The organism is Salinarchaeum sp. IM2453, from assembly GCF_019693215.1.
Classification (GTDB): Archaea; Halobacteriota; Halobacteria; order Halobacteriales; family Salinarchaeaceae; genus IM2453.
Genome location: NZ_CP081183.1, coordinates 1,810,513 through 1,824,121 on the forward strand (window position 1 = coordinate 1,810,513; position 13,609 = coordinate 1,824,121).

A 13,609-nucleotide genomic window follows, 5' to 3' on the forward strand; every position below is an offset into this window, starting at 1 on the left:
ACGTTATTATTCATCTTTGTCTTTAACAATCGTCACATCCTGATATACGGGATTATGTATGTCGTCTGTTTCATCATCACTGTCTGGGGGAGGAACAATTGTTTCTAATTTTCTTTCTTTATCACTAGGATCAGGTTCCTTAATAATAACTACATCAGCTTGCTGTTGCTGACGAAGCTTCTCTCCTGGAGATTCTTCCGAGGTTTTTTGCTGGCTGTTTATTCCGTCGTTTGCTGGCTCAACTATGGAACTGTCTCTCTGCTGTTGTTCTTTTTGCGCCGTTTTATTTCTTATCTGGTGATGAGCCTTCTGCTTGTCTTTCTGTGTCGGTGCATTCGCAGAGGAACCATTACTTGGAGGCTCATCCTCTGATGGGGATCCTCCGGGAGGTGATCCAATGTATCTTGTCCACAGTACTAGCAGCGACGGAAGAACCAACACACTTGCTAAGAACGCGTATATGATTGTTAACCCAGTAATAATACCAAACTGTCGTAGCACTGGGAAGATGGCGAATGAGAGTGTTCCAAATGCTCCTACTGTTGTTGCAGCACTTCCAACCAGTGCTCCCCCTGTACCGGTAACTGTGGTATATAATGCATCCCAGACTGTGTCTTGGCGCTCTAGCTCAAGCTGATAGCGAGCACTAATGTGGATACTGTATGCGATTCCCAGTCCAATTGTGAGTGACGTAATTGTTCCTGTTAGCACGTTAAATGGGATATCGAGAACCCACATTGACCCGAGGATCCACATTACTGACAGCACTACAGGGAGTAATGTGATAACTCCAAGTGATGCTGTATTACCAGCGAAGTAGTACCCAACAATCATGAATACAAACACAGCAATAAGCGTGAGTACTAGTCCCTGTAGGACCGTACTTAGAAGATCTGCTTCAACATCTGAGAAAATAATTGGTTCGCCAGTAGCTTGAATCTGTAAGTTCCCATCGCTAATCTCTTCGAGTTCGCTTGCCACTCCTCTCATCTCCTCAGTTACCTCGCCGATATCTGCATCGCCTTCTACTTCAACTGTCATCCGTAATGCTTCATATTCTCCTTCTTCTGTGCGATAGATAACATCAGCTCCAGAGGCTGCGGTTTCCGGATCATCAAGCAACAGTCCATACAGTTCTTCGATATTCCTGACTGGGATGTCATTATCTGTAGACTCGTTGTATAGATCATTGAACGCCTCATTCTCACCATCGGCTCTAGTCTGCTGCATAACCGTTAGAGGAGAGGTAATATCTGCTTCTCCAGTTGCTGGCTCAATAATTACCGTCTCTTGTTCGTTGAGGGACTCCTGTCCCTCAGAGATCCATTGTAATGTCTCATTTGCCGTTGTTTCACCCTGTATTAGAAAGTCTATGTCACTTCCTTCGGTTAGGAATGTCTCTTGGATATAGGAAAGATCAGCTTTGGCCTGATATGTACCCGGAGCAAATGGCTCGGGGAGGTTTTGTGTCCATTCTGGAGGACTATCTGCTAAGAAGTCCTCTTCTTGGAAGCTTGTATCTACTTGCGTAGCTCCGTATACTCCTCCGGCAGTAATTAACAGTGCAATAATGACAACAGTAAATGGAACTCGCCGGGCTAAGCGAGCCCCTACCGAAAGCATGCCAGAGAAGATTGATCCACCTGTCCCGAATGCCCGTTTCTCTCTGTTGAAGCCAAATCGCTCCAGTAGCCCATCAATCTCAATCTTAAGTGCTGGCGTGAGTATACCGAATACCAACAGTGCTGAAACGACTCCAAACGTTGCAACAATACCGAAATCTTGCAGTGGACCAATTGGACTGGCCAGATTTGCAAGGAATCCAATCGCAGCGGTTACGGTTACCCACACAAGTGCGACCCCAACCCCGGCAAGCGCAAGTGTCATCGATCGGCGGACATCAGCATCTGACTCACCCCGTTTCTCACGATGCCGCATAAACACGTGTATTGCATAATCAATTGAGAGCCCGATCAGTAATACTGGAACTGAGATGAGCAACTGATTGAATGGGATATCTGCAAATCCCATGAATCCGAACATCCAGATCAAAACAGCAACAACCCCAAACATCCCAAGCAAGATATCAACGATATCGCGGTAGGCAACTGATAATGCAACAACAACAAATAAAAGCGCCAACGGCCCGACAATAATGAAGCTATCTCCTAATGATCGTTCAATTTCGTCGGCAAGAATACCCGGTCCGAATAATGCATATGTCTCTTCACGGTCATTTGCAATGTCACGAATATCCAACTGCGCATCTGTCACTGTGCTAAATTCCTGTACATTACCGAACGACGGGCTACCAGTGCTTTGCGCGATAACGACTAATTGCGCTTCTGCTTCTACTGAACCAGGCTCATATGCTTCTGGTAGCAATGAAAGATAGCGAGGATCTCGATCGTTACTTAACGTTTGTAATTTTTCCTCAAGCTCTTCTTCTGAAAGATCTTCCTCAATATATTCAATTCGATTTTCAATCTGGCTTGTTTTGTTCTCTATCGTTTGAGGCGGCTGATTTAGTTGCCCTTCTCCTTCAACGTCTATTAATCCGGCTACACTTTGGAACGGCGACCTGCGATCAAGTGTTTCACCTACCGATTCTGATTCAAGCAGTTCTTTTTGGAATTCTAACGTTGCAACCAGCGCATCTTGTGAGAGAGCATTTTCCCCTTCATCAGCACGATACGCCGCTTGGACAGCTGATTGTTGGAATTCATCCTCATCATCGTCCATCTCTACCCCGAAATTCTCATTAATGTAATCTTGTGCTTCTGTTGCTTCTGATTCGGACTCGAACTGTTCAACTTCCGAATCCTGCTCAACCATCGGCACCCCAACAGCAAATCCAGCAGTAGTTAGCAGTAATACAACAATGAGGATCTTACTGTGTGCCGTAATAAAGTCCGCAATCCGATTAGGCAAGTCACTCATACCCGTTACTCACCACTTACTTTACCTCTCTATACCCAGTTCTAAAGCAGTGCTGTGACTGATGTAGAAATTCCTCAATATCTTCTCTATATCTACACATGTGTTATGTTAATTGAACGGTCAGTCAGTTTAGTGTTATCGTCTCGATAATCCGCTCTCTGTTTTGTATTTTCCATAAATCGGGAAGAGAAGAACTTGATATCGTACAAAAGTCGTTACTGAGATAGATCACTTCAATATCTGAAATTGCCGTGCGAAGTACCTTGAGGGTTAATCCCGAAGTACTCAGCTAATTTTCTATATATGTTGATGACCACCGGTGACAGATCCAGATAACCGCTGTCCTTGACCTTGCCTCCATCCAGCAATCAACGAATCAATCGGAGAGAACATTCCAGATATCAGTTGCTCTAACGTCAGTTATCACCGAGGATTCCGGGCGTTGTCATCGCGGCTGGGTCAAGCACGTCGTCTGCTTCCTGCTCGGTAAGATATCCTTTCTCAATTGCAACCTCTCGAACTGTCTTCCCTTCTTTCAGGGCCGTTTTAGCAACTTCACTGGCTTTATCGTATCCAATGGCTGGATTTAGCGCTGTTGCCAGTGCCATCGACTGCTCAACTTGTTTTTGACACTGCTCTCTGTTTGCCTTAAGTTTCTGTATAAACTTCTCAGCAAACGCGATGCTCGAATTTGTTAGTAGATTAATTGAATTCAGTGTATTGTGTGCTATTACTGGCTTGTATAGGTTCAGATCAATTTCTCCTCGAGCCGCACCTGCAGATACTGCAGCATCATTTCCAACAACCTGCTTGTGGACCTGATTAACGGCCTCCGCAACTACCGGGTTAATTTTTCCAGGCATAATTGAGGAACCAGGCTGATTTTCCGGCTGATCAATTTCTCCGATCCCGTTTCGTGGCCCAGACGCTAGCAGCCGAAGGTCATTTGCAATCTTATTGAGTGAACCAGCAATTGTTCGCAATGTTCCGTGGACGTCTCCCATCGCGTCGTGTGCAGCCTGTGCTTCAAAATGATTTTCCGCTTCGTACACTGGGATACCGATCTCCTTGCTGATATACTCTGCTGCACGCTCTGGGAATTCTTCGTGGGTATTTAACCCTGTTCCCGTTGCAGTTCCTCCGAGTGCAAGTTCAGATACCTGTTCTTTTGCAGTGTTGACCCGTTCTTTGCCCTTCTGAACCTGTGTTGCATACCCAGCGAATTCCTGCCCAAGCCGAACAGGGGTCGCGTCCTGTAGGTGTGTTCGACCTGTTTTCACGACAGCATCAAACTCATCTGCTTTTTGCTCAAGCGCTTCGGTGAGTGTCTCTAGTGCCGGCTGTAGATCTTTTTCAAGTGCCTCGATAGTAGCAACATGCATTGCTGTGGGGATTACATCATTTGATGATTGTCCATAGTTCACATGATCATTCGGATGAATCTCACGGGACCCAAGGTCACCACCATACAGCTCGGTTGCCCGATTTGCGATAACCTCATTTGCGTTCATGTTCGATGAGGTTCCTGATCCTGTCTGAAAAATATCAACCGGAAACTGATCATCATGGTTTCCAGCAATTACCTCATCAGCTGCATCAATAATACACATCGCCTTATCCTCTGGAATACATTCAAGATCGCGATTTGCCTGTGCAGCTGCTTTTTTGACAACTCCGAGTGCCCGAATAAATCGACGACCAAACGTTTGGTCTGAAATAGGGAAATTTTCCACCGCTCGTTGGGTCTGTGCTCCCCAGTATGCATCTGCTGGGACATCCATCTTCCCTAAGCTGTCCTCTTCGGTTCGTGTTTCATCATTGTTCATACTATACCCGGAACACAGCGTATCCAAAAAGTTTCCTAGTTCCTTTGCACAGTATCATTCGCTTCACTTAAAAACAGTCGTCAGAAGAGCAGACGTTTTCTCAAGTAGCACGTGCTGTTGGACACGCACTACTATCCGTTGTTCCGGAGATAATGGAATACGTACGTCTGAATATATCCTGCATAGGTTCCACCAAACTGTTCTCGAATTGCCTGTGATGTCGATGCATAGCTGCCAGTTGCACACGCTGGATAGTGATCCTCGATTGCTGTTCGAATCCACGTGTCAAGTGGCACCGCTTCCAAAAATCCAAGGGAGAACAAAAGCACACAATCTGCGACCTTATCTCCAACTCCCGTAAACTGGGTCAGGTATGACCGTGCGGACTCATACGACATTGTTTCGGCTTTCGCTGGATGTGCAACGTCGTCTGCTACCATCTGTGCAGTTTCTTTTACATATGGTGCACGGTATCCCAGCTTGAGGTCTCGAAGTTCGTTAACTGACGCCGATGCAAGCTGCTCCGGAGTTGGAAATGCGTAGTATGTCTCACCATTTAGCGTATATTCGCTCCCATACGTTTCGGCAAGTGCTGATACCATCCGATGAATACGTGATACACGCATCTGTGCAGAACAAATAAACGAGATTGTTGACCCAAATGCCGCATCATTAACGATCCGTAATCCTGTTGCATACTCCAGTGCGGTGTTGATTAATGAATCCTCGGGAGCTGTCCGCAAGATTGCTGGGAGATCATCCTCCAGTCGTAAGAGCTCCTTAATTTGTGGAACTACGTCGTCGGTACCCTGCCACTCAAGTATGTCGTCTTGCTGTCGAATTCGAATAACTTCTTCATCATGTACTGTTGAATACCAGCATCCCTCAGACGGTGGTTCTTGATACATCTCTCCGTCAGACCGACGCCAAAGATACGTTTGACCGCTTTCTAATGTCGTTGTCAGATCAATCCCGCCAGAAAGCTCCGACACTGAAATTTCGCCACGTTCCATCATGTAATACTATGCCCGGTCGTGGTTTTGCTTTACGATAGTCTTCGGCTGCCAGAAGTCTGCTATCCCAGACAAGACGTTGTTCATAACGTCGGCAGGTATTTCACTGTATTTTATCGAAGCCAAATGTACTCCTTTCTTACCAGACACCATAATAATTTTTAGTAATGGAATGCTCGTTTACGTATGGCAATTTTGCATTTCTGCTTAAATGTTGCCGATGCTGAGCAGGCTGCGACGTGGTACACTGAAGAACTGGGATTCGAACGATCATGGGAGTTTACAACTGAAGATGGTGACACAAGAAACGTGTATGTTGCTGATGAGAATGGTGTTGAGCTACAACTTTCCGAAACTGACGGTGTAACTCCAGAACAGTCGGGTGAGCTATTTGATCATTTTGCAGTTCATGTCGAAAACATTGATCAGGCGTTTGAGGAAATCAATAACCATGGAGTACAAAAGGAACCCGGAGATCAGCCAGCTGCTGGAGCCCGCACTGCCTTCATTCTGGATCCAGATGGCCATCCGGTTGAACTCATTGAACCACTGGAATAGGAAACAATCTTAAGTTGAGACCTGTAATATCGCTGTATAGGGTTGGTGGTCTAGGCTGGTTATGACGTCTCCTTCACACGGAGGAGGTCGGCGGTTCAAATCCGCCCCAACCCACTTTATATTGTAATAAGTATGATCAGAACGTTTCAAGCCGTTCTCACTTATGCTGGATTACTCTGTAGCAACTGCGCTACCGAGTAAGCCCAAGCTTTCCATATAATACAGCATATGTCGTTAATATAGTTAACACAACATCCCCCATATCGTAAGTTTCAGCCCATCTCTTACCGGTCACAGCAGGTGTTCATGGTTTGAAAATACTGCCTGTCGTGCGAGTACTATTAGTATAGGTGAGACACTCCGTATGCGTCAGTGTCAACTGCCATGGGGTCAATCCCCGAGAATTCCCCGTCTTGTGCCCGCACCTGTAGGTAAATTCAATTTCATTTGGCCTTCTCAGGTTGGGGTCAACTGGAGCTCACACCTGAGACACAAAAAGGGGGTCCGTGAGGCTCGGTGGATCCACCCTCGCCCGAAAATATCCATTACACGCCCAATGGACGGTGCTGAGAGGAGTTACCTTCACAAACCGCCACACGACCAGCGAGGGAATTGAGGACTTCAAGTCTATACCGTGAATACTTCGTTTCTGGTGATTATCTGTTTGTTGTCGATTAGGCTGTATAACTTCCATCATATTTGTTATGATACTCTTCCTCGCTGTCGAGTCGTTCGAGAATCTCCAATTCTCGTGATCACGAAAAACGAAGGTCTTCAAACGACCCCCGAAGAACTCTCTTTCTCTCTGCAAACAGACTGTTTCCAATCTATAAGTATCGTCGATAATCAGGTATATGTCATCCATAATATCTCTGGTAGGTTAAGTGGAAGTAGAGAGCATAGCAGGATAACCTGTTCATGAATAATCTGTGTCTCAACCATTGATAGGGTTTGGCGTACTTTCCTGTTATATGAAAACTCTTGTTACCGGCGCAGCCGGTGGCATTGGGACCCAAATCGTACGGCGTCTTCGCGGTAAACGCGACCTAATCGTTGTCGACCGTGATCGTGATGCGCTAGATCAACTTCCTGATGATGTTGATACTCGTGCAGTTGATCTTACAGATGAACAGACTATTCAGGAAGAGTTATCAGAGGAGCAAGTAGAAACACTCATTTCGGCAGTCGGCTGGTATGAACTTGCAGCGATTGAAGACTGCTCACCATCATCATTTGAAAAACACCTTGCTACAAATCTCACTGCGGTTCATACGCCGATTTATGCAACGTTACCAACAATCAGGAAGCATAGTGGTAATATTGTTATCCTTGGTTCGGTTGTTGGCCGTGTTTCGCTCCCGTATCATGGTGGCTACAGTGCATCAAAAGCAGGCCTAGCCGGATATACTGACACGTTACGCAGGGAAGTTGCTTCAAAAGGCGTTGATGTCTCGCTTATTGAACCCGGTCCCATTCGAACGGGATTTAATGAACGTGCCACTGGTTCGCTCAACAACATGTCGGGCAGCGCCTATGCTGAAGATTATTATCATTTCAGGTCCTATAGTCCCACTTCTGTTTCTGTTGACACTGTCGTTGATTATATCATAGCAGCAATCGAAGCTGATCGACCCAAAGCCCGATACCGTATAGGACGCCGCGCCCGCTGGTTGCCATGGCTTCAAACAATACTACCAACTCGAGTGTTTGATCGTGTTGTACGATCTGGTCTTCCCGGAGGTCTGCTGCACAAACTGATTGACCGATAATCAACTGCCCATCTCAACATAACCCGGTGATTGCTCACGCTGCCTTCGACTACTAAGATCGTCTTGCGTGTTCTATTGTCTGATAAATCGCCCATGGAACCCAAATGGAGGTACCTCTGGTACTTTTGCCTTGGCTAACATGGTGAGTGTTTCTGCGTCGAACACTAACAATAAGCCCTCTTCATTTGCTGTATCAACCGCTGAAGCAATTACAACACCTTCATCCTCGTGACTTCCATCTGGATGCTGAATCATGCGTGGCTCCTCGATGTATATTTCTGGTTCCCACCACTCAACTGAGCGCCCCGTCTTTACGTCAATTTTCACGATGCCGTTCGCATTACGTCGATCAGTTGCCTGCGCATAGGCGTATCGATATGGACGGGTCCGAACTGACATAGGGACAGTTGGTAACTCCAGTCCGCCTACAAATTTCCGGGACCAATTGATGGACTTGTCTCCGCTAATTGGTAGTTTATACCGTCGAAATTCGCCAGTCGGCGCTCCATCAAACCCATCATCAGTCAGATTAGGTATTTGTAGTGAATCGATAATTGCTGCATCCTCGAAGGCGACTAGATCGATAACGATGCGCTCATTGTCGTCGTAAGCATTGATATGGTGAAGTGTGAAAAACTGATCTGCTATCGGGTCAGCGACCAATTCACCAGTATCCCGGTCAATGACTAAAAATCGGGTATCAGCGTCTTCATCGTATGATAGAGCATCAAGTAGTCCTTCTCCCCATGGTAATAATGCTCGAAGAAACTGGATCACGAGTGGACTCTCGACAAGAATCACATATTGACTGGTGACAGCACAATCATGGATGTAGGATGGCCGCTGTGTTGGGACTGTTCCAATTCGCTGCCGATGACCTGTTTCTGGAACAATTTGATACACGTGATATTTTGACTGCATTCCGAACTCAATCCCAAAGCCGATTGCTTCACCTGTTGCTGGATCAATCGTGTGGTGGGCTGTTGCAATGTGCTCAGTAATGTCATCCTCCCATCGAAGTTCTCCTTTAGTCTCAAGCGTTACGGGATCGAAAATTAACTGTCGTGGCGTTTCAGTCAATGCAATGTAGTAATCCCCGACTGGCAACACATGAACATTTGTGTTGTCTGTCGGTTCGGGCGGACCTAGTGACTTAATCCATGCTTTTGCATCCGCGACAGCGTTATTTGTGGCAAATTGTCCGCTTGGCCCGTCTTTTCTGGTGGCGTATGATTCTGACTGAATAAATCGGTTTGAATATTTGATCGTTCCACTTGCAAAGTGATACCGACGAAGCATCGCTAATCCATCAAACCAGTGATTAACACGGGTGTCACCGTATTTAAACAGGCCTGGTCCATTTCTGATCAGTGAACCTGAAAGCCAATCCGGAATATTGCCTTCCACCGGTAGCTCGACGTTTTTGTATTCCTGTGTAGCTGATCGAAATCCAACAGGCGCGGAATTAGCATTCATCACATTGTAGTTGTGCTCTATCAGCATGAATCAACGGGCGTCTTTATCTAGTACTGTGATACCGACTCGAAGTTTGTGAAGTACCCAGGGTCAAGCCCCGAGTCACTCGGTCTATTTCTTCTGTATACACTAATTATAGCGGTGGCAAGGTGAACGCCCCAGTTTCAGCCGTGATAGGAGGTCAATTTATTTTTGTAGAGGTGACTATCCTATTGATTTTGGACAAATCAATTAGTGTTGATTACCAGCATGAAATATTATACCCATATGCTTTCCTGTGGTTTTATAGTCTCGGCTAAGTGATATGGAATTATCGGGAGACACTTACTTCTGATAGTGGATCAGAATTAGTGAGAAGTTGCAGGCCGGTGTGGTCGCACCGACCTGCGACGGCTCCCGTAACCCAGCTACGGAAGCCATGCAGAGAAATACACTACGAGACTATCAAAGTCTCGCACGAACAGGTGTATCGCTAGCATATACCATCGCCATCAACCCAGCACAGCAGCCTGCTTTTGCTACTACCAGAGGTGGTTATGATGAGTGATCTCGTCTCACGGGTTGACTCCCTTGAGTCGCAAGTGATCAAGCTATCTGATCAGCTTGAAGCCAAGGATGCTCAAATTAACTCGCTGAAAGACGAGATTGCAGAACTCAAAGAAGCCAACGAGGAATTACGCGAAGAAAACGACGAGCTCCGCGATGAACTTGAAGAAACGAATGAAGAAGTTGATGAGCTCAATTCGACAATCATTGACCTTGAATCCAAGCAGGAAGGTTGGGTCACAGAGTGGATCGACCAATACCGAGACATGCTCTGTGAACTGCACAGCAAAGAACTGCAAAAGGGAAGCAAGCTCCGAAAAGACCATGTCATGCCGGATTTGCTGCCAGACGGACCTGACCAATTAAAGACAGTCAAGCGAGACGGTGAAGTCTTCTACAAAGCAAAAGACCTTCCAGAAGCTATCGAAGAAGACGGTCCTGACGCACTCCCATATGAAGACCTGTTACCGATTCAAAAACTCAACCGGATGGACGAGGATACATTCAACAGGACCACGAATTCAGATGCTGAGGAGTTGGCAGCGGAACTGTGGGCTTCTCGAGGTAATCGACATAGTCCGTGGAAACGTGGGTGTAAAAACGTCCGTGAATATGTTTCCGCGTCGGATTTGAAGATGTGGATTATTCGAGAACGTTCAGACGTGAGCCAAGAATATGCGAAGAAACTGGTGTCTCGTATTATCGACGTGATGCATATGCTGACGCGGAATCGGATTCAGGTAAAGAAAAAGACGCGTCGAACAGACGGGTTGACCTATAAAGAGCGACGCATCATTATCCCGGATGATGCAGAGATTCCCGGAGAATCATCCCCGACAAATACCGATCAATCTAGTCCGGGGACAAGTGTCGTCACCGGATGAACATGTCCCCGGGGCAAAATCTACCCCTGAGAAGGGCTAATCTCTCACGGAACTAACTAAATCATGTTAGTGCGGTTATGTTAGTATAGTACGGTTAGTCGTACGTATGTTCTAGCAAACGACGACAAACGACGAAAGAGGGGGACGGGGCTAGAGCCTTGTTCCGGTGACGACACCTGTCACCGGAACTTCCGTGATATTGTATACCTTCGAGATACGCTACTACCTGATGTCGAGTTTGCAATCAACTTATCCGAGCAGAATCCTTCTCACAGCGCATGCCACAATTTTATCTAACCCGCCACGGACAAACAGATTGGAATCGAGATAATCGAATCCAGGGATGGGCGTATACATCTATCAATAACACTGGTCAGAACCAGGCACACACTCTGAGAAAACATCTCCAACAACTATCTGCGACTCCGGATACGATATATAGCTCTGATCTCCCCAGAGCGAGAGAAACTACAAATATCCTCACCGAGCAAGGGACCCTTGGAAACACGTCAGTCACATATCATAGTGACCTTAGAGAACGAAACTTCGGGGTCTATCAAGGGTTCAACAGTGACGGGTTTTTTGAGCGCTATCCTCAATACTCGATCTTTGATAATGGGGATCTGGCTGCGGAAAAAGTTCCAGAAAACGGGGAAAGCTACGCGTCATTTGACACTCGGGTACAACATGTGTGGACGGATATCTGCGAGCGGCATAGCGATACTGATAAAACTATATTAATTGTCACTCATGGAGGGGTGATCACTCTGATTGTTGGGAAAATATTGGGATACAATTATGAGACGAGCATCAAACAGATAGATATATCAAATTGTTCACTCACAAAGATTGTTGACACAGGGACCCAAAAAGACATTGACTATGTATCCAAAGATAGCTTCCTCTCTTGATCTTATCCTTCCTCGTTATCTCATCACTGTTTCAGAAATACGTTACCTAATCTATAATATTATCTCATGAAAAACTAATATATTACTCATTCGTCAAGTGGAGAATATGCGCTTTACAGTTCTTGGATCTGGAGGGAATAGTCCGATACCAATGCCGACATGTGATTGTCATATCTGTACGGAAGCGCGAGAAAAAGGAGAACCCTATGCTAGACGCGGAAACTCAGTGTTTGTTCACGATGAAAACATTCTCATTGACACCCCGGAGCTTATCTGGTATTCGCTAAACCGTGAGAGCATCTCAACGGTTGATTCTATATTTATTACACACTTCCACGCGGATCATACACACGGACTCCGGGCACTACAGTCGATCGGTGGCGAACAACCACCCATGAGCACGTTTGTTGGGGATGTCCCAACGCTATATATGAGTACTGCAACATATGAGCGAGCAATTAAAGCAAGTGAATTTTTTGAGCTATTAACTGACCAGTGGGCCGACATCGAATTACTTGACGAAAATGAGACTATTTCGCTTGGGAACCTAGATGTCACACACATCGTTGCTCCCGAGTTCGAAGATGGTGCGAACGTGATCTCTGGATTCTTGTTTGAATCAGGCAATCAAACGGCATTTGTTTCTCCTGACGAAACACGACATTTTGATCTTACACAATTGCCTGATCTTGATCTCTGGGTTAAGGAGTGTGGATACTTCTCTGAAACGCCTGAAGGAGAGCCACTTGTGACCGACACAGCAGAGCAAGGCATATTGCAACATGAGTTAACCTTCCAGAAGTCCCTTGATCAAATTCGCACTGTTACACCTGAACGGGCCGTCCTTACCGAGCTTGAAGAATTCTACCGGCGGAGTTATGATGATTATCAACACCTTGAAGAACGATACGATAATCTCAACTTAGAATTCGCATACGATGGAATGAATATCGAAATATAACTATCTTGGCTCATTCCTTGCACTTACGAATGTCTTGGTACGCCTGCATGCGACGCTTCCAGACCGATGAAAAATCCTTGCGTAACTCTACAAACAACTGGTAAAGCCTTTCGTACTGCTGGCTTGGATCACTTCGTGGCCGATATCTCTGCTTGACTGAGAGCATTTGATCAGCTGCAACATCCAGTGACGGGTACTCATCAAGTGCTATTGCGAGCATCATTGCTGCACCCATCGCACTACTGTTGGAAACCGCAGGAATAGAAACTGGCTTTCCTGTGCAATCAGCCAGAAGCTGGCACCATAATTCAGATTTCGTTCCGCCACCACTGGCCCTTATTGAGCTTATCTCTTCTGGTAAGTGTTCAAGACAATCCCGAACAGTAAATGACAGGCCTTCATATACTGCTCGGGCAATATGCTGTCTCTTATGTTCGGGTGTCAGCCCAATAAACTGAGCCCGGGCAGCAGGATCTGTGAACGGCCCTCGTTCACCAGAGGTACTGAGATACGGATGATACATTACTCCTTGGCAGCCGGGAGGGGCCTCTGTAGCAATCGACTCAAGCCCAGCTATTGACTCGATACCAGCGATTGTTTTGGCTGCCCACTCTAGGCTCTGTGTTCCGGCGTTTGATCCGATTGCGGCTGTCCATAGGTCATTAACTCCAAGTGCCATCTTAACTCCTTGACCCTCGGGCATCGGGTTGTTAATCAGCATTTGC

The 13,609-nt window shown here is 46.2% G+C and carries 10 protein-coding genes and 1 tRNA gene; 6 read left to right on the plus strand and 5 right to left on the minus strand.

Going from position 1 to position 13,609, the window contains the following annotated elements:
• Positions 1-6 precede the first annotated feature (6 nt).
• From K0C01_RS08755 to K0C01_RS08765, 3 genes are all read right to left on the minus strand, one after another.
• Entirely contained in the window at positions 7-2,940 is a 2,934-nt protein-coding gene (locus K0C01_RS08755) for an efflux RND transporter permease subunit (RefSeq protein ID WP_221169330.1), read from the minus strand.
• Between the two features lie 416 nt (positions 2,941-3,356).
• Positions 3,357-4,766: a class II fumarate hydratase gene (locus tag K0C01_RS08760; RefSeq protein WP_221169331.1), complete on the minus strand. Its 1,410-nt coding sequence runs from the start codon at positions 4,764-4,766 to the stop codon at positions 3,357-3,359.
• A gap of 131 nt (positions 4,767-4,897) precedes the next feature.
• Positions 4,898-5,779, minus strand: a complete 882-nt coding sequence (locus K0C01_RS08765) for a DNA-3-methyladenine glycosylase family protein (RefSeq protein WP_221171238.1) — start codon at positions 5,777-5,779, stop codon at positions 4,898-4,900.
• A 186-nt stretch (positions 5,780-5,965) separates the two neighbouring features.
• On the opposite strand from K0C01_RS08765, the gene K0C01_RS08770 reads away from it, so the two are divergent.
• The 3 genes from K0C01_RS08770 (at position 5,966) to K0C01_RS08780 (ending at position 8,106) form a co-directional block, all read left to right on the plus strand.
• Positions 5,966-6,337 (plus strand): VOC family protein, encoded by a 372-nt coding sequence (locus K0C01_RS08770; protein ID WP_221169332.1) that lies wholly within the window; start codon positions 5,966-5,968, stop codon positions 6,335-6,337.
• A 39-nt stretch (positions 6,338-6,376) separates the two neighbouring features.
• Positions 6,377-6,451, plus strand: a tRNA-Val gene (locus K0C01_RS08775).
• A gap of 857 nt (positions 6,452-7,308) precedes the next feature.
• The gene (locus K0C01_RS08780) at positions 7,309-8,106 is read left to right on the plus strand and encodes an SDR family NAD(P)-dependent oxidoreductase (protein WP_221169333.1); all 798 of its coding nucleotides are present in this window, start codon (positions 7,309-7,311) and stop codon (positions 8,104-8,106) included.
• Between the two features lie 72 nt (positions 8,107-8,178).
• On the opposite strand, the gene K0C01_RS08785 is transcribed toward K0C01_RS08780, so the two are convergent.
• Complete coding sequence (locus K0C01_RS08785; RefSeq protein ID WP_221169334.1) at positions 8,179-9,582, minus strand: carotenoid oxygenase family protein; 1,404 nt, start codon at positions 9,580-9,582, stop codon at positions 8,179-8,181.
• A gap of 539 nt (positions 9,583-10,121) precedes the next feature.
• Between K0C01_RS08785 and K0C01_RS08790 the strand changes: the two genes are divergently transcribed.
• The 3 genes from K0C01_RS08790 (at position 10,122) to K0C01_RS08800 (ending at position 12,884) form a co-directional block, all read left to right on the plus strand.
• Positions 10,122-11,012 carry a coiled-coil domain-containing protein gene (locus tag K0C01_RS08790; RefSeq protein ID WP_221169335.1) on the plus strand — a complete coding sequence of 297 codons (891 nt, stop codon included), beginning with the start codon at positions 10,122-10,124 and terminating at the stop codon, positions 11,010-11,012.
• 278 nt (positions 11,013-11,290) lie between these two features.
• Positions 11,291-11,923, plus strand: coding sequence for a histidine phosphatase family protein (locus K0C01_RS08795; RefSeq protein WP_221169336.1), 633 nt, complete (start codon positions 11,291-11,293; stop codon positions 11,921-11,923).
• Between the two features lie 106 nt (positions 11,924-12,029).
• Entirely contained in the window at positions 12,030-12,884 is an 855-nt protein-coding gene (locus tag K0C01_RS08800; RefSeq protein ID WP_221169337.1) for an MBL fold metallo-hydrolase, read from the plus strand.
• 10 nt (positions 12,885-12,894) lie between these two features.
• Here K0C01_RS08800 and K0C01_RS08805 read toward each other — a convergent pair whose 3' ends face one another.
• Positions 12,895-13,605: a xylulokinase gene (locus tag K0C01_RS08805; RefSeq protein WP_221169338.1), complete on the minus strand. Its 711-nt coding sequence runs from the start codon at positions 13,603-13,605 to the stop codon at positions 12,895-12,897.
• Positions 13,606-13,609: the final 4 nt, after the last annotated feature.